20 protein-coding genes are annotated in these 22,555 nt (G+C 46.2%); 3 read left to right on the top strand and 17 right to left on the bottom strand.

The features are described from left to right. Positions 1-5 precede the first annotated feature (5 nt). Entirely contained in the window at positions 6-2,729 is a 2,724-nt protein-coding gene (locus ACFPK9_RS01495) for a tetratricopeptide repeat protein (protein WP_377092742.1), read from the bottom strand. A gap of 132 nt (positions 2,730-2,861) precedes the next feature. Continuing rightward, positions 2,862-3,119 (bottom strand): hypothetical protein, encoded by a 258-nt coding sequence (locus tag ACFPK9_RS01490; RefSeq protein WP_377092741.1) that lies wholly within the window; start codon positions 3,117-3,119, stop codon positions 2,862-2,864. Between the two features lie 181 nt (positions 3,120-3,300). Here ACFPK9_RS01490 and ACFPK9_RS01485 point away from each other — a divergent pair, with 181 nt between their 5' ends. From ACFPK9_RS01485 to ACFPK9_RS01475, 3 genes are all read left to right on the top strand, one after another. Further along, the gene (locus tag ACFPK9_RS01485; RefSeq protein WP_377092740.1) at positions 3,301-4,467 is read left to right on the top strand and encodes a class I SAM-dependent rRNA methyltransferase; all 1,167 of its coding nucleotides are present in this window, start codon (positions 3,301-3,303) and stop codon (positions 4,465-4,467) included. Positions 4,468-4,493: 26 nt separating this feature from the next. Next, a complete protein-coding gene (locus ACFPK9_RS01480) occupies positions 4,494-5,294 on the top strand; it encodes a histidinol-phosphatase (protein WP_345485242.1) in 801 nt (266 codons plus the stop codon). Between the two features lie 107 nt (positions 5,295-5,401). Continuing rightward, entirely contained in the window at positions 5,402-5,911 is a 510-nt protein-coding gene (locus tag ACFPK9_RS01475) for a TrmH family RNA methyltransferase (protein WP_377092739.1), read from the top strand. 15 nt (positions 5,912-5,926) lie between these two features. Here the strand turns inward: ACFPK9_RS01475 and ACFPK9_RS01470 are convergent, their stop codons facing one another. The 15 genes from ACFPK9_RS01470 to cdaA form a co-directional block, all read right to left on the bottom strand. Beyond that, positions 5,927-7,378 (bottom strand): protein kinase domain-containing protein, encoded by a 1,452-nt coding sequence (locus ACFPK9_RS01470; protein WP_377092738.1) that lies wholly within the window; start codon positions 7,376-7,378, stop codon positions 5,927-5,929. A 106-nt stretch (positions 7,379-7,484) separates the two neighbouring features. Then, a complete protein-coding gene (locus ACFPK9_RS01465) occupies positions 7,485-9,509 on the bottom strand; it encodes an ATP-dependent helicase (protein ID WP_377092737.1) in 2,025 nt (674 codons plus the stop codon). Between the two features lie 6 nt (positions 9,510-9,515). After that, positions 9,516-9,941: a hypothetical protein gene (locus ACFPK9_RS01460; protein ID WP_345485257.1), complete on the bottom strand. Its 426-nt coding sequence runs from the start codon at positions 9,939-9,941 to the stop codon at positions 9,516-9,518. A 9-nt stretch (positions 9,942-9,950) separates the two neighbouring features. After that, positions 9,951-10,910 carry a methionyl-tRNA formyltransferase gene (fmt, locus tag ACFPK9_RS01455; RefSeq protein WP_377092735.1) on the bottom strand — a complete coding sequence of 320 codons (960 nt, stop codon included), beginning with the start codon at positions 10,908-10,910 and terminating at the stop codon, positions 9,951-9,953. A gap of 75 nt (positions 10,911-10,985) precedes the next feature. After that, positions 10,986-11,618 (bottom strand): adenylate kinase family protein, encoded by a 633-nt coding sequence (locus ACFPK9_RS01450; RefSeq protein ID WP_377092734.1) that lies wholly within the window; start codon positions 11,616-11,618, stop codon positions 10,986-10,988. Between the two features lie 72 nt (positions 11,619-11,690). After that, positions 11,691-13,685 (bottom strand): ATP-dependent helicase, encoded by a 1,995-nt coding sequence (locus ACFPK9_RS01445; protein WP_377092733.1) that lies wholly within the window; start codon positions 13,683-13,685, stop codon positions 11,691-11,693. 79 nt (positions 13,686-13,764) lie between these two features. Then, positions 13,765-15,318: a right-handed parallel beta-helix repeat-containing protein gene (locus tag ACFPK9_RS01440; protein ID WP_377092732.1), complete on the bottom strand. Its 1,554-nt coding sequence runs from the start codon at positions 15,316-15,318 to the stop codon at positions 13,765-13,767. 134 nt (positions 15,319-15,452) lie between these two features. Further along, positions 15,453-17,096, bottom strand: coding sequence for an NAD(+) synthase (gene nadE, locus ACFPK9_RS01435; RefSeq protein WP_345485267.1), 1,644 nt, complete (start codon positions 17,094-17,096; stop codon positions 15,453-15,455). A gap of 34 nt (positions 17,097-17,130) precedes the next feature. Continuing rightward, positions 17,131-17,898 (bottom strand): CAAX prenyl protease-related protein, encoded by a 768-nt coding sequence (locus ACFPK9_RS01430; protein ID WP_377092730.1) that lies wholly within the window; start codon positions 17,896-17,898, stop codon positions 17,131-17,133. A gap of 2 nt (positions 17,899-17,900) precedes the next feature. Further along, complete coding sequence (locus tag ACFPK9_RS01425; RefSeq protein ID WP_377092728.1) at positions 17,901-19,076, bottom strand: aminotransferase class I/II-fold pyridoxal phosphate-dependent enzyme; 1,176 nt, start codon at positions 19,074-19,076, stop codon at positions 17,901-17,903. Between the two features lie 21 nt (positions 19,077-19,097). Further along, positions 19,098-19,583 carry an Lrp/AsnC family transcriptional regulator gene (locus tag ACFPK9_RS01420; protein ID WP_377092727.1) on the bottom strand — a complete coding sequence of 162 codons (486 nt, stop codon included), beginning with the start codon at positions 19,581-19,583 and terminating at the stop codon, positions 19,098-19,100. Positions 19,584-19,708: 125 nt separating this feature from the next. Further along, positions 19,709-20,380, bottom strand: coding sequence for a ubiquinone/menaquinone biosynthesis methyltransferase (locus ACFPK9_RS01415; protein WP_377092725.1), 672 nt, complete (start codon positions 20,378-20,380; stop codon positions 19,709-19,711). 11 nt (positions 20,381-20,391) lie between these two features. Next, complete coding sequence (locus tag ACFPK9_RS01410) at positions 20,392-20,865, bottom strand: GNAT family N-acetyltransferase (protein ID WP_377092724.1); 474 nt, start codon at positions 20,863-20,865, stop codon at positions 20,392-20,394. 28 nt (positions 20,866-20,893) lie between these two features. Continuing rightward, positions 20,894-21,544, bottom strand: a complete 651-nt coding sequence (gene bioD, locus ACFPK9_RS01405; protein ID WP_377092723.1) for a dethiobiotin synthase — start codon at positions 21,542-21,544, stop codon at positions 20,894-20,896. 134 nt (positions 21,545-21,678) lie between these two features. After that, on the bottom strand, positions 21,679-22,515 hold the full coding sequence (gene cdaA, locus ACFPK9_RS01400; RefSeq protein WP_377092722.1) for a diadenylate cyclase CdaA: 837 nt from the start codon (positions 22,513-22,515) through the stop codon (positions 21,679-21,681). Positions 22,516-22,555 lie beyond the last annotated feature (40 nt).

Genomic DNA, 22,555 nt, shown 5'->3' with positions numbered 1-22,555 from the left:
AGGAATTAATTTTTAATCAAACTCGCTGGAAGCGGGCTATGCTCGAAGCGTGCATGTTGGTGAGTGAGATCCCAGAACATAGAGGAAATGACAGCGTATTGATGCTGTGAACTCGACATTCGTTTGTGCTCCCCAGCTTTTGTGGTCAAAGAGTTGAGTGCTTTATGACTCGTATGTATCGCAGATTCTCTATCGCCCATGGCAAAATATACTTCAGCTAATGTGTCTAGGTAAGCTGGCTGATCGGGCTGAATACGCAAGGCGATTTCTGAATGGCGTTTGGACGCATCTAACTTAGCAACGGATCTTGAGCCGAGCCAAGCGATGGTGTTGTGCGTATTGTGTGCCTTTGGGTAGCGCTGAATTTCCTCTTCTAATTTTTGCCAAGAAAGCTCGAACCATTCATTGCGTTCTTTTTTTAGATCAACTTGTAGCAGACTAGGGAAAAAGTGATTAGCGAGAAGACCATCGCCTACTAACGAATTATGCGCATAATTTAAAAACTCTATCCCTTGCTGACGTCTACCATTTTCTAACAATGCCATCCCGTAGGTGAAGTTCGCATTAAATCCAAGGCGTAGCGGCTGGACCGCTGAAGTTAATGGATGAGCGTTAGGGTCCATGTAGATCGCAGCTTCAACGATAGCGAGCGCGGATGCCGTTTTCCATTGTTTTCGATTAATGAGCTGATGAGAAACGTTGTTGATGTGATTGAGCGTCATGTAGAACTCCCAATTAGAGGCATTATAACTTGCTAGATTATGCATCCAAATTTCGAGAGCCTCGTCTTGGTAGCCAGACTCATGAAGAATCACAGCCATGCTGTTGAGTGTTTTAGAGAGTCCTAAACTAAGTGTTTGCGCTCGCCCCATGAGTTCCTGATATCGTGCTTCATTGCCAAGCTTTCTGTGCGCAGCTGCGTAGCGCGTGAGGTGGACAGCATTACGTTCGTAGAAAGTAGGCTGGAGGTCATAGGACTGGATGATCTCCTTCCAGTGCATTTGAAGCACGGCAGCTTCTCTATATTTTTCTGTATAACGAGAAACGTCTGGAACCAACTCCGTGAGTGTTTTTGCATAAGCGAGCACGCCAGCATAGTCGCCTCTCTTTTCTGCACAATAAATTAAACTCTCTAAGCCTTCGATGCGTTTCTCTTGATCTAAGTCTTCAACGAGTGCGACCAGTTTCGCTTCGATTTCTTCACCTCGGTCAGAACTCTGTGGGATTGCCATCAGGTGGCATAGATTTTCAAATCGTGTATGTACCTCTTGATCTAACCTTCCTAATAAATTCCAAATTGTGTCTATATCCGGTGATTCTCCAAAGATCCGGCTTGCCAGCTGGACGGTTTCCTCATCATTGGGAGCATCCTCTTCTATAAAACTGAGCATGAGCCCCGCCATGTCGTCTTGTGGCATACTTGCTAGTACATCTCGCCACTGCTCTTCATCTACTTTTTTGAGGGCGCTGAGGTATTCCTTATAAATAAAACGAGCTTCCTTTATTTTTCCCCGTTGATGGTAGAATTTTGCAAGATCTTCGACCTTGTTCTTAGATGCGTTATCTAGATGATTTTTATCTAAATCGAGTTCGTGTGCTATTTGCTGACGGACCCACTTTTCAAATGATTGATAATCGAGTTTCGGATCAGGGCAGCCAAAAAGGCGGAGTTCTTGGATTGATGATTCAAGGCTTTGATAATAAGCGCTCGCTAGTGGCTTGCTCGCTTTTTCTAAGAGCACTTCTCCAGTATCTCGCTGACCAAGTAGCATCGCGAGAGCGCTCTGGTAGAGGACTAAATTCTCATCGCGAGACTCACTGAGTTTCTCAGAAAATTGAATGGCACTTCGCGTGGAGTTCTTCTGATAGGTATTTTTGAGGACTTTCAGCGCATCGCTGTGAAGCTCTTCATGACTGCCATCAATCAACTCATTCAACACCAAATGAGGATTCCCTTCGATCATTGCGATGACGCTAAGGACGGAGTCTAGGTGTTGATCTTCGGCAAATTCTTTAATCAGCGCTAGGTCACCTTTGCTTTGGAGCAGATGAAGCATCCATTGCTGGCGCTCACCATTCATTTCAAGTTGCTCTATCTTGGAGATCTCTTCTTCCAGTTGGCCGTTCTGTTTTAATAAATGGGCTAGGGCTCGGAGGTTGAAGTTCTCATAAGGAGCCAGTCGTAAAATGGAAATTGCTTCTTCGATTCGTCCGTCTGCGGCCTCTGCGTGAGCTGCTGATAGAGCGAGTTGTCTTATACTGCGCTCTCTCGCGAGTTGCTCGCGCATTTTGTCGTCCTTTTCGTTGCGAAGTAAATAGAGAGCTTGCTTATGCGCCTGCAACCCTACCAGCGACTCTAGCGCCTCAAGTTTTGTGTGAACTGTGTGCGTGTTGTTGTATTCAGCAATCGCTTTGAGAACCTCTTTGTTAGTGGTCGGGAAAATGCCAGCTTCGATATTCTGGATAAGCATTGATGAGCGTGAAGCGAGCTCCGGATCGTCTGAGTCGCTCGCCGATTTTAAGTAAGGTAACATCACCGAACCTAAGCCCCAAATAGTACTAGTGGCATTTTCTCGCTCACTGAAGCTCTCGGATCCGAGTTCTTCGATCAAACTGCTATAAGTAGAATCATCTTGCTCAGTTGTGCTGTCAGCAAGGTCTGCTGCCAACATTACATGACTCACACTCGCGCACATGAATAGGAGTTTCAGATGGTAGATGGGCTTCATTAACTATTGATCAAGCTTTACTCCAGATTGCCGTCTCTTTCAAATGACTATTTGGCAAGACGGGAATAAGAAAAGGCCGAGTCAGTGTTTCCTGAATCGGCCTTTTCTATCAAATTAATTGAGTAAGTATGTTTACTCTTCAGTTTTTTTTGCAGCCTTTTTAGCAGTAGTTTTTTTAGCTGTTGTTTTTTTTGCAGCCTTTTTAGCAGTAGTTTTTTTAGCTGCTTTTTTCGCTGTTTTCTTAGCTGCAGGCTTAGCTTCCTCTTCCTTTGATGGTTTAGAGATTTTTTTTACTGGAGCTTTGGCTGCTGCCGCTGCATTTGCCTTTTTTCGACGAAGGTACTGCTTGCGACGACGACGTTTGATTACTTTGTTGAATTGCTGTCCCATAATAGATGTAAGATATATTTAAGCTTTCCGAAGCAGGTCTAGCAAGACGAAAATTGCTCACCAATGGAAAGCTTCAGGTATTGACCGTCGTGGCTCCTGTGAGTAGCTCTGTGCTGTATATATCACCCTTTGGAGTATCTTCTCACTTTGGGAATTCAACTTATTTACTATCAATAACATTATGGCTGGTCTCATTATCAAACCTCGTTCCCGCATTTTTCATGGTCATGAATGGGTGTACGCATCTGAGATTCAAAAAACCTTGGGAGATCCACAGGCTGGCGACCTTATCCAACTTAAAGATTTCCGCGATCGCCCCCTCGGCACTGCCATTTTTAATCCGAACTCGCAGGTAGTTGCGCGTCGCATTTCACGACGAAAGCAAAAGCTGGATCTTGAATTTTTCGAGCGTCGCGCTCAGCAAGCTATTGAGTTGCGTCAGCGACATAGCAAGTCAATCGATTTAAACATATGCCGGCTTATCGACGCCGAGTCGGATGGCTTACCGGGGCTCATTGTCGATTGCTATAATGAACACCTCGTGCTGCAACTACTAACTCCCGCTATGGTTATGCAGAGGGATCTCATTGTTGCTGCTCTCCTTAAACTGCTGAGTCCACGATCAATCGTTTTGCGAAATGACTCGCCGCTATTGGTAGATGAAGGGGTTGAACCCGAAATTACGGTGCTTCATGGGCAACTCACTGAGCCATTTCAGCTTAATCTGAATGGGCTGTTGGTAGAGATAGACGTTTTCAATCAACAGTCGCCTCTGCTGCCCGTCGATAGAATACATACGTCCAAGGACCTTGCTCCCCTCATGAAGGATAAACGAGTGCTCGAAGTGTTCTGTGGGCATGGAGTGTTATCTCTGTCATCCGCCGTAGCTGGAGCGATTCAAGTGACTGCCGTTGATGCCTCAATAGATGCGATTAATGCGGTAACTCGCAATGCTGAGCTCAATGATGTGAAAGTTGATGCTCTCAGACATAACCCCTTTGATTTCCTCAAACATCACGATGAGAAATACGATAGCATTATCCTAAATCCGTCCTTTCTTATAAAAAATAAAAAGACGCTGAACGAAGCACTTCGAAATTATCGGGAACTACACCAACGCTGCTTGCAGCTACTCAATCGCGATGGCGTCCTGTCGACTTTTTGTGATTCCCATCATATCTCACGTGATGCATTTCTTCACAATGTAGTTCAAGCATCGGTTGACGCGAAGTGTAGTCTTCGACTACTACGCTCATATCATCAGAATCTAGATCACCCAGTATTACCCAGCATCCCAGAAACTGATCATTTTAAGGGGTTTAGTTTCGAGCTTGCCCCGAGCCGCTAAGGATAAAGATTACTATTATCAAAGCAATGCCAGCTGATTACCACACCCACACACCACTCTGCATGCATGCAGAAGGAATCCCAGAACAGTATATCGATGCCGCTATCGCAGCGGGCCTTACCGAATACGGAATTGCCGACCACGCTCCAGTAGGTGAAGGTTTTTTCGATGACTGGAGAATGCTCGATTCGCAATTACCTGAGTATTTTGAATGGGTGGAGCGAGCGAAATCTCATGCTAGTGATAAGCTTTCCGTCCGTGTAGGAATGGAATGCGACTGGCTTGCTGGCTGCGAAAGCTGGATAACTGAACTCAGAAATCGTCATCAATGGGATTACTTGATCGGCTCCGTACACTACATCAACGATAAGTGGGATTTCGATAATCCTAAATGGGTCGGCTCGAGATGGGCAGAGGCTGACATCGACCAGGTTTGGGAGACATACTGGCAGACATACATAGAGATGGCGGATAGCGGATTGTTCGACATTCTCGGGCACTCCGATCTCATCAAAAAGTTTGGCCACAAACCTGCTGGAGATCTATGCCGTTTTTACGAACCGGCTATCGATGCGATTGCTACGTCTGGCGCTATTATTGAGCTGAATACTGCTGGCTGGCACAAGCCATGTGCAGAACAATATCCTCACAGTGAATTTCTCGAACTAGCACGCGATGGCGGGATTGACCTCGTGATCTCCTCAGACGCTCACCATCCCGATGAAGTTGCTAGAGATTTTGAAAAAGCGAAAAAGGTGGCGAAGGCGGCTGGATATATTGAAACGACTCTGATCAAGCAAGGGGTTAGAAGTTACGAGGCGCTTTAGTCTGCTGAGAAACGATTTCCCTTGTTTGCTTATGGGATCGTTCTAGCTTCGCGCTATGTTTTATTTAAACCTTTGTGCTTCGCGCCCTCTATTAGTGGGCGGTGTGAGTGAGTGAGTCGCCTAAGTTTGAGCATGTGCGTTACAAACCGCCAAGTACACTCACGCAGCAACGTCAGCTTATCGTAGCCTGCTCCCCTCTTCGTAGTAATGTGAATCTTTCTACGATACTCCGCACTGCCGGTTGTTGTGGAGTGACCGAAGTGATCGCTACGGGAACAGCGAAGGTGAATCCAAAAATTGCGCGTGATGGTGCTGAAAATGTAAAACTCACCGTCAAACGTAGCCTCGTGCCAGCACTCAAAAAGCTCAAAACCGAGGGTTATACATTAGTCGGTCTTGAGCAAACGACCAATTCATGCTCACTCCGTGAATATTCATTTCCACGCAAATGCGTTCTGGTGATTGGCTCTGAGCGCGAAGGCTTGTCGCAAGAGTGCCTAGATTTGTTAGACGCTGTCGTTGAAATCCCCATTTGGGGCCTCCCTTTTAGCTATAATGTGGCCACCGCAACTAGCATCTGTTTAATGGAATACTGTTCTCAATACCCCGAGGGTTAGCCGCTGCTGGTTTCCCTATTCGAGAATGTGAACTGCGCTAGCATCCGCAAGGTGGATACTATATGTGCTGGGGTTCTTCTTGAGTGGTCCAGTAGCGATTATCTGCTTTCCTAGTAGTTCACTCCTAAGTTGTTTAAGGTTTAGATCGGGAAAAAAGGTGCTGGGGTTAGCTGTCGCGCAGATCGTTCCTCGACGCGCGCTTGCTGGTGTGCAGGTGAGAACATAGATATCACCATTCGCGAGGATGATGTCCTTTAACTTACCCTTGAGGCCGATTACTTCACCAAGGTGCTGGTGGGCCGCTTTAGTGTCTTTGCAGGTAAGAATAACATCAGCTGCAGAATCGACTAGAGCAGCTTGAGTAACGGAGGTTGCTACTGCTTGATGCGCTTGTTTCTTCGGTGACTTTTTCTCAATAGGCTCTTCCGTCAAAACTTTAAAACCTGGATCGTCGTTAGAGTTGTCACGCGAAAGGTAATAGGCACCAGCTCCTAGCACGAGTATGAATAGAACAAGCACGACCAACACGGGAGACTTCTTTTGGTCTTCTAATTGCACAGCTCCGACAGCGGCTTCTGGTACCTGCCCGATATCTTCGTCCTGTAGTAAGTCAGTCGCAATTCCAGCGAAAATCGGCGTAGGTTGATCAACTGTAGATTCATCTTGCGCAACAGTAGAATCATTGTTGTCAGATGCTATCGCTTCCCTAAGAGCATTTAAAGCCTCTTGAGCACTGCTATAGCGTTGGTGAGCATCAGCGTTTACCAATCGTGTATGCCAAGCTTGAAGTCTTGAATCGTCAGTGTATTCACAGGCTACATTCTCAAGAACCTTCCCGAGAGCATAAAGGTCAGACTGAGCTGTTGCTATATCCCCATTGATGAGTTCTGGAGCTGTGTAGTAGTCGTTCTCAAAGCGATTCACTCCATGTTTGCAGCGCAGCGCTCTTATCGGATCCCATAAAATAACCCAAGGCGACTTTCCTTCTGTTTCTGTGTAAAGAATTGTTTCTGGAGTGAGCCGAGCTTGTAAAACGCCTCTCGCGTGGAGTTCAACTAATCCTTTTAAAATGGATTGAGCCATTTGCGTGAAATTTTCTAAACCTAGACTCGGATGGTCGGCTTGTATTTGGACTAAAGAAGTTGCATTTAACCATTCAAATATAGAACATGCTTTCCCGTCATTAGAATCTAAACCTCCGTCGATTATATTACGGACACTCGCAATTTTGAACGCCTTAAATTGTTCTAAAAGCTCAGTGAATTGATCTTTCCATCCTTCGATTTGACCAATCTCCGATGAGTCATCGACAAGATACCTTTTGATGAGACACTTTTCTCCAGATCGTTTATCCAGCGCTTCATACACTACATAAAAAGGAGCTTGTTCAACCATCTCCTCAATCTGGTAATTTTCTTCAATCATAATTCTGCTTTTAATGTTCCCTTGGCTCTTAAGCGTGCTCATGGGGGGCAGTGATTATCGACACGCCAACTACTTAGCTGGCTGTGCTATTTCATCAAGGGTAAATCACGAGATATACTTCATTCTAACTATGAAAATATAACCACGTCTACCAGCCAGTACTTTCGATCTGCCACTCTTCTACGAGGCTTTGATCGAAATCCTCAAAAAAGCGAGAAGCTGTCTGCATGTACTCACCAGTATAGCTTCGTGGGTTGGTTGTCGGATAAGTTAAATAAAGCTCATCTTTTGCCCTTGTCAGAGCTACGTAGAACAAACGGCGCTCTTCCTCTAACTGCTGTGCGTCCTCAGTTTCAAGAATGCGTTGATTGGGAAACATTCCATCGGCGAGCCATACCAAGAAGACGACTTTCCACTCGAGCCCTTTTGCTTGGTGAATTGAACTGAGCGTGACGGCTTCTTCGGATTTCTCTTCTTGCTTCGCTTTCGGATCACCATCAGCGGAACTCATCAAGGAAAGCTGCGCGAGAAATTCATTCACATCTGTGTAGCCTTGCGCATACTGCATGAGTTGCTGGATATCTTGTTTGCGCTGTTCGTAGTTATCAAAACTCTCACGCATGTAGTCATCGTAAACTCCTTCGCTAATGCTGAGGATCATTTCAGAAGGAGCTTGAAAACCTTCTCGGGTAACGAGTTCGTCGAGTGTGTAACACAATTGCTCCCAATGCGCTGCAGCCTTCTTCGGCACTTTAAATTCGCTGAGGTATTCAGAAAATGCCAACGGTGGATCTTCGTGCTGACTCACAGGACACTCTAACCAAGCTTTCCAGAGGTTGTCTGCACTTTTAGGGCCGATGCCTGGCAGCATATTAGCCATCCGCTTGAAGGAAATTTCGTCTCTGCGATTCACTGCAAAACGGATAAATGCTGAGACATCTTTGATGTGCGCTTGCTCGAAAAACCGCAAGCCAGAGGTAATCTGAAATGGAATATCGCGCGAAGTCAGCTCCATTTGAATTTCCATACTTTGATAGTGCGCACGGTACAGCACAGCGATCTCGTTGAGGTCCATTCCCTCGCCTATCAAATCCTCGATTCGCTGCGTGACGAAGTCTGCCTGTGCTCTAGGGTCAGTCAGTGGAATCACTGCTGGCACCATACTCCCCTTGTCGCGTGAAGCACGCAGTTCCTTGGGAATTTGACTCCCATTGGCTTTAATCGCAGCATTGGAGAGTTCTAAGATTTCCGGACGACTGCGGTAATTCGTCTCGATTTTGTAAACATTGGCATCGGGATAGCGCGCGTGAAAGCTGAGAATGTTATTCATGTCAGCTCCTCGCCACGAATAGATCGATTGCGCATCGTCTCCCACCACCATTAAACTGTTTTTTGGGCCTACTAGAATATCGATTAACTCACACTGAATACTGTTCGTGTCTTGATATTCGTCCACTAACACATAACGGAACTTGCGCTGATAAAGCTCGCGCAGGTCTTCGTCCTTTTTCAGCAACTTGAGTGTGAGGCCGAGAAGATCATCGAAATCCATGCTGTTAGTATCGAGCTTCTTCTTCACGTAAGAACGTTGCAGCTGCTTGATCTCTTCCTCCCATTCTTCAAAGTAAGGATAGGATTCTTGAATAATATCGCGCACCGAACTCTTAGTGTTCTCCGAGAGACTGAAAATGGTGAGAAGAACGTCGGGTTTAGGGAAACGGCGATTTTTCGTATCAATTTTCGCCTCAGCGATTAACGCTTTGAGCAACGATTTCTGATCATCTGTATCGAGGATAGAAAAGCTGCGAGTAAAACCTAACTCGTCGGCGTGGCGACGGAGAATACGGTTGCAGATCGAGTGGAATGTTCCGCCCCACAGCTCACTAGTGTCGTGAGGAATGAGTTCGGTGACACGCTCCACCATTTCCCGAGAAGCTTTGTTCGTGAAAGTGAGGAGTAAAATGTTTTTAGCTGCGACCCCTTGATCTAATAAAAAGGCAACACGGTAGGTCAGCGTGCGAGTCTTACCGCTCCCAGCTCCAGCAATAACCAGAGCATGGCCTGGACGCGAAGTAACTGCAGCGTATTGCTGGTCGTTCAGCTCGGCTTGATAATCGATACCTGAAGCTGTGCCGTCCTTCTGGCGGGACTTGAGTTTGTATTCGCGTGCCATCGGGTTCTACTCTGCAGCTTGCTTGAGGAACTTCAAGTACTTGGAATGCTCGTCCTCAAACAATTCTTTACCTTCTAGCTCGAGGGCTTTCGATAACATCGTTTGTGCAAGTTCTTGTTTGGTGAGTTCGAGCGCGCATTGACCTCGGCGCAAACAGAGGTAGGCGTTGTCAATAGACGACGAGTCACGATTGAAAACTTCATCGAATTTCTCAAGAGCTAGCTCAAACTCGTCTTGTTCGAAATAATTGTCGCCGATGTTAGAAATTAGCCATATGTAGGCTTTCCATTCTTCTTTCGGTTCAGGAAGGAGTTCGTAAACATTAAGAAGATCGCGATTTGAAGCGTGAAAACGTTCTTCTTCCTGCGCTTCGAGCGCCTTGTTACAGAGCTCGACAACTTGCTCTTTCAGTCCTGATTCTAAATCCTTCATAGCGTATTTCTATTGTGCTCCAAGTTTGTCTCCAACTGCAATTTGTCCGCTAACGAGAAAATCTTTCGCTGCCATCCTGCGTTTCCCATCGGGCTGCAACTCTGTAATGCGCAATCCACCTGTTTCGCAGGCGATAATAAGGCCATCATCAACGCTCACCACTTCTCCATCTTCTGCATCGACATCGTACAAGATTTCGCATTGAGGGAAGATTTTGAGGCGCTTCGTTTTTCCTTTCGTATCTATAAAATAAGTTAAGGTTCCTGGCCATGGATCGTAAGCGCGAATCCGTCGCTCGATGATTTCAGCAGGTTGACTCCAATCGATTTCACCATCGTTACGCATCAATTTAGGAGCGTAGTTAGAGAGTTTGTCATCTTGAGGTTGACGTACTGCGGTTCCATCAAAAAGCATTTGTAGGGCTTTGAGTAGACACTCTGGCCCGTCGTTCATAAGGATGTCGTGCAACTCACCACCTGTAATCTGCGGAGTAAGTTTGAACGGTTTGCGAAGAATTACATCACCCTCATCAAGCCCTTCGGTGACATGCATCACTGTCATCCCCGATTCTGCGTCACCTTGATCAATCGCAGCTTGAATGCAGGAGGCTCCACGGTGTTTTGGCAGAAGGCTCGCGTGTAAGTTAATGATTGCTACAGTAGGGATTTCTAACAATACCTTAGGCAAAATCTGCCCGTAAGCCATCACCACGATAACATCGGGATTAAGATCACGTAGAATTTGTAGTTCGTCCTCTGCTTTAACTTTGATTGGTTGAAAGACAGGAATATCTGCCTCTTGCGCTACTGTTTTAATGCGTGGTGGCGTGAGAACTTGCTTTCGGCCTACTGGTTTATCGGGCTGAGTGATCAGTGCGACCGTATCGTAGTTGGAATCGGCGATGAGTGCTTCGAAGGCTGGGATAGCAATATCCCCTGTCGCCATGTAAACTATGCGTTTGCTAGACATAAAAAATGTGTTGATTGTTTATACAAAAAAAGAGCTGCCGCGGCAGCCCTTTTCAAAAGAAATCGTGTGATCTGCTTAGATAGAAACCTTGTTCATTTCCTCGTAGAAAGGAAGGGAAACGATTTTACTAATGATGTCGTGCATGACCTTGATTGGCTGCTGAGTCGCATCGATGTCAGTGCGAATTTCATCTGGGTAAAACTCAAGGATCGGCTTGGTCTCCGCTTCGTAGGTGCGGATGCGATCTTCAATCACAGACTCAGAAGCATCGTCGATACGGTTCTCACGGAGTGCCCGCTTTTGCATGCGGCGAGCAAGCTCGCTGCGGTCTGGGCAAGAAAGATGGAAAATATGATGAACATCGATGTAGTCGCTGAGGATCTCAGCTTGTTTTACATTGCGTGGAATACCATCGAGAATAAGAATGTCAGTTTCTGGGAAGTAGACGTTGCCCTCTTTCCAGTTTTCAATTTGAGCTTCCCAGAGCTGAATAGTGAGTTCGTCAGGCACGAGCTGACCTTTACTGGAGTATTCTACAAATTTTTTCCCGAGTTCAGTGCGGGTGTCGAGTGAACGAAAGACGTCACCGCAGGCGCAGTGGAAGAAGCGTGGAACCATGCCCAGCGCTTTGCCTTGGGTGCCTTTCCCTGATCCTGGAGCTCCGAGGATGAGGATTGCCGGGCGTTTACTATTGCTCTCTGTTGCCATAGGCGCGGCATCCTAGGGATTGTCGTCTCTAGAGCAAGCGGAATTCTCGCAAATTGTGACACCTTTGTCTAATTACTCGAGCAAGCTCTTCAGTCCATCGAAGAAGCTTTCGGTCTCCTCTTCTGTCGCTTCTGCTCCCATGATGTCGTCGTAATCCTCTTCGATAATGTCCTCAAATGAAATTTCTTTAAGAAACAGGCTCGGCTCACAGCTCGCTTTTTCGCCATACTTAGTGCGCCAAGCGCAGTAGCTCATGGTGAATTCGTCCTGAGCGCGAGTGATGCCTACGTAGAGGAGGCGACGCTCTTCATCAGTTGTCCCCTCTTCTAAACTCCGTTTGTGAGGTAAAATGCCATTTTCGAGTCCAACGAGGTAAACGATTGGAAATTCGAGCCCTTTCGATGCGTGCAGCGTGATCATGCACACGCCCTTTTGCTTCTCGATGTCATCATCCTTGTCTGACTGCAAGGCCATGTGGTCGAGAAACTTCTGCAAAGTTTTATTTTTTGACGAAGCAAAGTTGAGGTCGGATAGAAGGTCGTGAATCCCTTCTGCGCGCTGTTGCTTTTCATTGTCCGTTTTGCAGTGGCGGCGCATCCATTCCTCATAACCGACTTCTTCTAGAAATTCTTTAAAGACATCTCCCATCGGCTCTTCGTTTTTGAGAATGCGCTCGTGGTATTTGAGCACGAGTTCGACAAAAGTGTTCACCGAGTTCTTCACTTTTGTACTGAGCTGATTCAGCACATCCTCAACGCCCATCGCCTCCCAGATGCTGCATTCACGTTCACGGCTCGCTTCTGTAATTAACAAGGTTGATCCCTGCCCTATTCCACGCGGTGGCGCATTAAGGATACGTAAAAGTGGTACGTCAGAAATAGGGCTATTCAGCACCTGCAGGTAGGCGATGCAGTCGCGTACTTCCTTGCGATCGAAGAAGCTTTGCGCACCCACCATGCGATATGGGATTTTCATTTCACGCATTGCAGATTCTAAGTTGCGACTCTGTCCGTTGGTGCGGAATAAAATCGCGAAATCTTCCCACGGAATTTTTTCTACAGCATTCCGTTCATGGATTTCCTCGGCAATAAATTGTGCTTCCTCCTCATCTCCAGGCATGGTGATGAGTCGCAATGGCTTACCACCTTCTTTGTGAGGTTTGAGTTCCTTTTCTCGGCGACCGTAGTTGTGCTTAATCAAAGAGTTAGCTGTATTTAACACAGCTGCTGATGAACGGTAATTAACCTCCAAAAGAATGATTTTCGGGTTGGGGAAGAATCGCTCGAACTGCAAGATGTTGGTCACATCCGCTCCACGCCAACCGTAGATCGATTGGTCATCATCCCCGACCACACAGACATTGTAGGGTTCTCCTACGAGCTGCTGTAGCAACTTCATCTGTAAACCATTGGTGTCTTGAAATTCGTCCACAGTGACGTGAGTGTACTTTTTGCGAATTTGTTCACGGATATCCGCGTGCTCACGTAAGAGCTTTTCCGCGAGCAGGAGCAAATCATCGAAATCAACCGCATTCTGCGCGCGCAGCTCGTTGTTGTACGCCTTGGCAATTTCTGCAACGAGGTCGTCGGCTTGATCTTCTGCAGGAATGCCGGCGTTTTTGTTGTTTGAAATGAGGCTGATGACTTGGTTCGCTTCGATATTGAGATCCTTCCCGCCTTTGCGCACGATAAGTTGTTTGATCATACCCACCTGGTCTTGGCCTGAGTAGATCGTGAAATTCTTTTTATACCCAAGCTTCTCAATGCCCTCTCGTAGAATGCGGACGCAGAGTGAGTGGAATGTACAGACGGTCATCGCATCGGCTGCTTTTTTGGACACCATGCCAGCGACACGCTCATTCATCTCGACTGCTGACTTATTTGTGAAAGTCACCGCTAGAATGTTTTCGGGCTGAATTCCCTTTTGCAACATGTGAGCGATGCGACAAGTCACAGTCCGCGTTTTCCCAGTCCCAGCACCTGCAAGAATCAATACAGGGCCATCAATCGCATCTACTGCTGCGCGTTGTCCATCATTGAGACTAGAAAAAGAAAAGCCTGTTGCCATGGAGCGAGATAGAATCTAGCTCGAGGTGAACTGTCAAATCAGGAATCGCTCAAACGTAAAAGAGAGCGAGTAAGAAGCCTTAACGCATTTTGCGAAGCAGTTTCTCCCCCATGAAATTTTCGCTAAAATCCGTACCATTGATCCGTATTTGAGTCTTAGGGTCATGCAAAAGACCATATTCCTCATTGTTGTGGATTTGTGAATTGCCGATGTTTAACCGAGTTTCTGGCCATTGTGCAAATATGCCTGAATGAGCATTTTTTGAGATGTCACATGTGTTGAGTTCGGCCGATGCACCTTTACTCACATACACCCCAGAGTGGGTGTTGAATGAGATTGAGGAATCTCGTATGAGTAAGCGACTATTGGCATCAACCACGACAGCGCCTGCCTTAGCGTTATTTTGAATGCTGCACTTACTCGCGTTTAAAGAGGCTCCCTGCCACACCTCGGCGCCGCACCCTCCATTGAGATTGAGCTGGCTACCAGTGATGTTTACTTGAGATTGCTCACCGTGGATGGCGATTCCATCGCTTGAGTTACGTTGAATTTGAGAATTCTCTATAACTACGCTTCCCTTCTTCACTTCGATCCCGTGACCGGAGGAGTTGGTCACCCTAACATTTCTAAACACCACTGATGCAGCGTTAATATGAACCAATGATTGAGTTTGATCCTGACTAGTGCTCAAACCACGCAATTGCAGATCCTCCATGATGAATGTCCCTTGAGTGTGCTTGATTTGAAGCAAGGGTGTCGCCAAGGTTTGCCCTTCAATGATTGTTAGGTCAGGTCCAGCGCCTGTAATCGTTAACTCCTTGTCAATGATGGATTGAAGGAAGAAAACTCCCTTACCTAGACGGATATGACTTTTTTGAGGAGCCACGAGCAAGGCTTCTTCAAGGTCGGCGAAGTCGCCTGGCACAGCTATCGTCTCTAGGTATGCTTCGAGTTTCTTTTTCAATGCGATCAATGAAGGATGGTCTGGATACTTAGGGAGCGCACTGGCGAGGCGAGTGTTCAACTCGGTTGAGAAGCGACCGTGATCAAATGCGCTAATTTGCTTGGCTATTTCGCGCGCCTCATGGTCGATCGCCTTTTTTAAATTCAGAGACTTTAGCTGTGCGTTTATCGCTTCAGATTCAGCATACACTTTCATCTGGGAAAGATATGACTCAGCGGATTCTATATCCCACTCAGACAATGACTTCGTGAACTTTGCTGAAAGGTCTATGAGGATACGCTCTTTTGCTTTCTCCACCTTTTCTTTCAATCCAGCAATCTCACTTCGGCCGAACAATGAATCGCCTTGCTCGATTATTTTCTCGGCAAGATCAAATTGTTTTTTGTGAAGCTTCGTCTCGAAAACTTCTAACACTTTAGCTCGTTCGGCATTTCGTTCTAACTTGTGATATCTAGCAATCACCTGAACAAGCTCTTCAGAATGTTTTGCATACACATCTAGCAACGATGCTCTGCGAATCTGTTTTTTTGCTGCATCGAACTCACTCTGTTCGAGCGCTTCGTTAGCTAACTCAATCGCCTGCTGCACGTCTCGGCTAAGCTGCCTATCAGCTGCCTCAAGACGCTCTTGCTTTGATGCTTTCAGACGCTCAATCTCCGCATTTTTCAAATAAAGAAAGCAGCCCACTCCACTCAAAATGAGCAAGAGAAGAAAAGCAAGGAAACGCAATAAAGCTTTCCCTCGAGGATGTATTCTGGCGACGACTAGCATCTCAAAAGGGAAACTAACATGAGTTTAGCAATTTAGTCTACAAAGCTCTGAATCATCGGCATCCTTCGGCTCATACCGAAAGCCTTGGACGTCACTCTAATAGTTGGAGCTGCCTGCTGTCTCTTCCACTCGTTTAAGTCTACTTTCCTCTGAATCCATCGCACTGTGGGCTCATCGTACCCATGGCCATTGATGATATCTTCCCCAGATTGTTGGTAGTCAATATAGAGCTCTAAGATGAGATCTAATAAAATATAGGGAGGCGCTACTTCCTTACCATGTTTGTGTGCTTTTCTCGAGAGTTCTTCTTGTTCAGCGATGAATTCTTTAGGTATGAATTCGTTCTCAATGTTGAGATAGTTCGCCAGTTTGTGGACGAAAATTTTAGGAACATCTCCTAACACTCCAAGACCATTTGATGAGTCACCACCTACCACTTCATGACCAATGCTGAGGTCAGATCTATTTGCGGATGAAAGCATCAGAAAATGGTTTTCTCGAGCATACGCCATCAGCAGCATTGATCGAATGCGAGACGCTAATCCCTCATCTACAAGTGGATGGCTCGAGTCTTCCATGATTTCACTTATAGCGCGATCTGCAGATTGTTTTATAAGATCAGTGGAAACCCGCTTAAACTCGATGCCAAGCGTTTCCGCTAATTCTACGGCACGCTGTTCGGACTTACTTATATCACCATCGTGTTCAGCTATAACTAAAGCCTTTACTGATTCCTTTCCCAAAGCTTTCACCGCTAGACATGCTACCACAGAGGATTCGATATCCCCCTTCAGAATCATGCATGCTGAGGAAAATCCCGTTTTCTTTACGTAATCCTTAATCCCTAACTCCAGAGCATCGTTAATGTCTTTGATGTCTTTACTGCGAGGTTTTGGTGCACCATTACCTTTCGTGTCGAGATCTACAACTTTATAACAGGCCTTGAAACCTGGGAGGTTGGCGATTTCGTTTCCACTTTCATCGAGGATTAACGAGTTGCCATCGAAAACTAACTGTTCATTCATGCCAACTGCATTGCAATAGATAATGGGCGTCTTAGCCCCACAAGCCAAAACCTCCAACAAGTTAGATCGCTTCATTGGACTCCCCTTATAAAAAGGTGCAGCACTGATATTGATTAACAGATCAGCCCCGCTCTCAACCAGCTCACTTGCTGGATCCCTGTGATATAACGGGCGACGAATAAAATCATCTAGCCAGATATCTTCGCCAATAGTAATTCCTATTTTTACTCCATTGTACACAAATGGCTTACAATGGTCAGCCGGTTCAAAATGTTTATGCTCATCGAACATGTCGTACGAAGGCAATAATGTTTTCCAAACTTTGCGTCTTATTCTCCCTTGGTGGAGAAATGCTGCTGCATTGCGAAACGGTTTTCCAGGTTGTACAAAATCGTGGTAATCAATATAACCCACGATTAATGGCACATCTCCAGTTTCGTCAGCTAGATAGTCCAGCGCCTGGAGACACTTTTCTACGAATGTAGTTTTTGTCACTAAGTCTCGCGGTGGATAACCGACAAGCGAGAGCTCAGGTGTGACTACAATATCTGCGCCTGCATCCACACAAGCTCGATAGGCTTGCATAATGCGTTTTGCGTTCTTGGGGAAATCTCCAACATCCGAATTGATTTGCGCGATACCTATCTTCATGTGTGTCTAATAATCATGCATATGATCTAACAATTTACCAGAGTCCGTATTTACCAAATTGGAGAGCGTACATCCCCATGATCAAATTTGCGACTGCATGCATAAGTACGCATGCAGTAAGACTCTTAGTTTTCACTGCGAGGAAATACATGAGAGAGCCAAAAAAGAATGCACCGACATAATCGACTGGAGCGTGAATCCCCATAAAGCAGGCCGTCACAATCAAATAAGATTTCCAATGGAATTCACCAAATGGCTTTTTCCAGTAATTGCCATCTGGGTCTATAATGAATCGCATTAGGAAACCTCGCCAGAAAATTTCCTCTACCAATGATACGATAACCACAGCTCTTAGAAAGCGAAATATGGTAGAAGTCCAAACACCAATGGCGCCGAACTCTACTTCTAACTCGCTAGGGTTAAATCCATCACGCCGCGGCATGAGCCCGAGGTGCTCAAGGAACCCGACATTGTCCTCAGTGTAGCCTAACACATCGAATAAATGTGTCGGTAAAATCCAAAGTCCAATCCCAACAATTCCTAACACTGTCGCCAATAGCAATCCGCGAGCTGGCTTGAAATCGTAGTGTTTCCAAAAGAATCCCAATAACCCAGCGATCAATATTGTCTGCAGTGGGTACATCCACTGCTCAGGCCACTCGCGCCACCATGGCGCGTCTGGATGCGCCCACTCGAGGCCAGACTCGTTGGCGACCTGCATCAGCAGGTTGAGGATTAAAAACGCCGCAAACGGCACTACGTGCGCGTACGTCTTACTCTCGCGGATAGAATGGAGTGTCATTGTTAGGAGCTTTGCAGATCACTAACAAAAGCTTCCATGCGATCCATAGCAACTACTATTTCATCCATCGAAGTAGCGTAGCAGCATCGTAAGAAACCTTCACCGCACTTCCCAAAGGCATCACCTGGTACAGCTGCCACGTCCTTAGCATCGAGCAATCTCAAGGCAAATTCCTTACTGCTCAGGCCTAGATGTGATATCTCTGGGAATACATAAAACGCTCCCCCAGGTGTGTGACACGGTAGGCCCATTTCATTGAGACGCTTCACCATGTAGTCACGACGCTGATGGTAGCTTGCCTTCATCTTTTCAACTGACTCAGCACCATTTTGTAAAGCTTCGATCGCCGCAGCCTGTGAGGTGATTGGCGCGCAGAGCATTGAATATTGGTGAATCTTCATCATCGCTTCAATGATCGGCTGAGGTGCACAAGCATAACCAAGACGGAAGCCAGTCATCGCAAAGGCTTTTGAGAAACCATGGAGAAGAATCGTACGCTCTTTCATTCCTGGTAAACTAGCGATCGAAATATGATCGGCTTTCTCGTAACGAAGCTCACTGTAGATTTCATCAGAAATCACCATCAGATCATGCTTGATACAAAGTTCGGCGATTTCTTCTAAATCTTCTTTCCCTATAGTTGCTCCGGTTGGGTTCGTCGGGAAGTTAAGCATCAGCACTCTGCTCTTAGAAGTAATGACTTTTTCAAGAGTCGACGCCTTTAAGGAAAAGTTATCCTGCTTGAAAGTTTCGACAGGTACAGCATCTCCGTAAGCCATGGTAATGCTCGGGCTGTAGGAAACGTAACATGGTTCGTGGAAGATCACTTCATCGCCTGGATTGAGCAATGCGCGCAGTGCTAAGTCGATCGCTTCACTCACACCAACAGTGATCAACACCTCGTTAGAGGCCTCATAATCTACCTTAAAAAAGCCACCAACATACTCAGAAATCAGCTTACGTAATTGAAGTAAACCTAAGTTTGAAGTGTAACTGGTATTGCCTTTTTCGAGTGAATAAATAGCAGCTTCACGGATATTCCATGGTGTCGCGAAATCTGGTTCGCCAACACCTAGAGAAATGACATCTGGTCGACCTTGTACGAGTTCAAAGAAATCTCGGATCCCCGAGCGAGGAACTTCGCCAACTTGACGGGCGATTTTGTTAGTATAATCCATCGTGAAAACTCACTTTTAAAATTATGGAGAAACAGCGAGACGACCTTCCGTCTCTTCCTGTTCAAAAATGAACCCGTATTCTTTATACGATTTTAGTTTGAAATGTGTCGCCGTGGAGAGGACACCATCGATCGTGCTAAGTTTTTCACTCACAAAGCTCGCGACCTCACGCAAGCTTGGTCCTTGCACAATGACTAGAAGGTCGTAGCCGCCGCTCGCTAGATAACACGCCTCCACTTGCTCGAATCGAGCAATACGCATGGCTAGCCTATCAAATCCACCACCGCGTTCTGGTGTTAGTTTTACTTCGATAAATGCAGAAACATTAGTATCGCCAGCTTGATCGCCATTGATGACAGCATGGTAACCTAAAATTGTACCATCATCCTCGTAATCAGAAATTTTTGCAGCAACCGCATCGGCATCCATTTTGAGCGCTTCTGCGAGTTCTTGGTGAGAATAGCGTGCTTTCTGACTGAGTATTTGAAGTAATGGATCAACGGACATGACGCGCTCTGGTTAACCAATCAGAACAGATTTGCCAACGCTGATTCTTACTAATTACACAAATAAATGCGAAGGCTATCAAGCGGCATAATCCGCATTCAACTACAAGAATAGTGCGCTAAGCACTATGCTGTAGCAATATAGATCGAAGCAATGCCGCCACTGAGTGGTATACAGGATATATCTCGGTATCCTTGATCAGCGATGAGCTTGCACATAGCTTCACCACTTGGGAAATCACCAATCGATCCAGCTAGGTAGCTGTATGCCCCTTCTTCACCTGTAAGCACGCCTGCAATCTTAGGTAAAACCTGATTGAGATAGAAATTATAGGGCTTGCCTAAAATTCCCTGTGGCGTGGAAAAATCGAGCACCAACAAGTGGCCGCCCTCGCGAATCACTCGTCTCATTTCCGTAAGTGCACCTGCGTAATTCGCCATATTCCTCAAGCCAAAAGCCACGGTCAGCACATCGCAGGTATTATCCTCAAATGGCATATTCATAGCGTCTACCACCTGAGTTTGCTTCACGCCTCGTTTAGCAGCATGTGCTAGCATTTCTGGACAAAAATCAGATGCTATCAAATTTGCATCTGGGCACACTTTTTGAAGCTCCAGAGCTAAATCACCAGTGCCAGTGGCGACATCTAAGATGTCATTCGGCGCCCATTTTTTGACGATGCACCCTACCTTCTTACGCCAGAGAATATCTGTCCCCAAACTAAGCACATGATTAGTCACAACGTAGCGGTCAGCGATCTTGCTGAAGGCATCTTTTACAAAATTAGGATCTTGCATAGTAATTTTCGTTAGTCTGGAAGAATGTCACGATAGATCCCTGGGTCACTGTTAGGAATTTCTATGGCCCCAATGGTCTTTTGGTAAAATTCGCGTGGGCCAACACCGCCTATCACACCGTAAACGTAACCGTTATCTTTCAATGCTTCCATTGAACGGAACAGCAAAGCCTTGCCAATGCCTGTGCCTCTAGCATCTTCTCCCACCCCAGTAGGGCCGTAAAAACCTTTCGCCGTGGTCTCAATACAAGCAAACCCCAACACCTCTTTTTCGCGAGTAGCAATGAAGCAAGTGATAGGCTGACGACTAAATGCCACCTTCACCTCGCTCACCCACTTGGGAGAAAAATGCGCGCCAACCCAATCAGCCACAATGTGACGTTCATAAGCATTCGCTCTACGCAGTATGATTCCTTGTTCCTCCAGCCTTTGATAGAGCTCAGAGGAGTCAGGAAGTTCGTAAAGGTTGACTAACATGTCGATCATGACACCAAACTAATTCTATCAATTCAGCTTACAAACCTAAAAGCTCAAGAAATGGCCAAGCTTCGATCTCTCGCTGCTCGCGGATCACATCGGTGATCACCTCAACACCGCACATGTCTTCGACAATTCCTTTGTTAGTGATTGTCGCCGTGTCGAGCTCTTCCACTAAATTGTTGAAAATGAGACCAGCAGGTTCAATGCCGCGAGACCGCATGGCCTCTACTGTGAGCAAGGTGTGATTGAGAGCCCCGAGTTTGTTGCCAACCACCAGAACGACGGGATCGCCAATATCTATTGCCATTTCCGCAATCATGTAGGATTTACCCGCTACAGGAACTAGCAGGCCTCCCGCTCCTTCAGTAATCACCGCTTGGTGGTGCTGCTTGAGTTGCTTGTTGTGTCGAACCAGCAGCTCTGTATCAATCTCTTGGTTTTCAAACATTGCAGCTACGTGTGGTGCTGCCGGAGTTCTTAGCCAAACAGGATTAATCTGATCTGCCGTAACTGTGTCGTCCGCAGCGTCAACTAACTCCATGGCATCATTTCTATCACCACAGCAGATTGGCTTGTAGCCAATCGCATCGACTCTTTCAGCACGTAATGCTCGAATAATCAACGATGTGATATACGTCTTGCCGCAATCCGTATCTGTGCCCGTGATGAATAGTCCTTTGCTCATGTCTTGGGAAAAATGCTCTGGAGCAAAAACACATGACTTGCAAGCCTAGCTCGCAATTATTCGACGACTATTCTGCCGGCTCCACTTCCTCAGAACCTTCTCGATTCTGGAAACTGAAACTCTCAATCTCTCCACTAATCAGAAACCAAATCACGATCGCTAGAATCAATGCGGTTATCTTTGCTATCCAATGTTTCTTCAGCATCGTCGTCGTTTTGTTTTTGTTCCGGCAAAAAGATGCCTTCTAACATCTCTCGAAATTCTGTGTCGGTAAGATTGCGTGTCAGCTTTCCATTTTCAGCAATGGAAATGGAGCCAGTTTCCTCACTCACCACCACACACACCGCATCTGTTTCCTCGGTAAGTCCAATCGCGGCTCTATGTCGCAAACCGAGTGTGCGATCGCTCATTTCACGCTGACTAACTGGGAATACACAACCAGCTGCAGCAACTCTGTTTTGAGCTAAAATCATCCCGCCATCGTGCAATGCTGCTTTCGGGTAAAAAATACTCTGCGCCAACTCAGGTGAGAACTCAGCATCAAGTGGAACACCAGTTTCCAAATGATCCTGCAGACTGATGTCGCGCTCGAGCGCAAAAAGAGCACCAATCCGGTGTTTAGATAATTGGATGGCCGAGTCGGCGAGCATCCCCGTAAATTCAAGTTGTTGGTTCTTTGTAAAAGTAAAAAACTTGCTGCTGCCCAATTTTGCGAGCGCGCTGCGCAACTCAGGTTGGAAAATAATCACCAATGCAAATACACCAAATAATCCAGCGCGAGTCAAAATCCATGCAATAACCTTGAGTTGGAATAAAAATGCCAAGGAGGTAACAATGGCGAGAATCATTACTATCCCCACCAATATAGAGGCTCCACGAGTTGCGCGGAAAGTGCGATACAGTTGATAAATACCAATCCAAAGAATTAATATCTCAACTCCATCTCGCCAATGTTCTAGCAGAAATTGCATTGTACCTCATTTCTAGCCCTAAGCATCAGTCTTGAAAAGA

This window comes from Rubritalea spongiae, from assembly GCF_042652385.1.
GTDB classification, from domain to species: Bacteria; Verrucomicrobiota; Verrucomicrobiia; order Verrucomicrobiales; family Akkermansiaceae; genus Rubritalea; species Rubritalea spongiae.
Note: the sequence above shows the minus strand (reverse complement) of the source record. Positions and strands in the feature narration are given on the sequence as shown.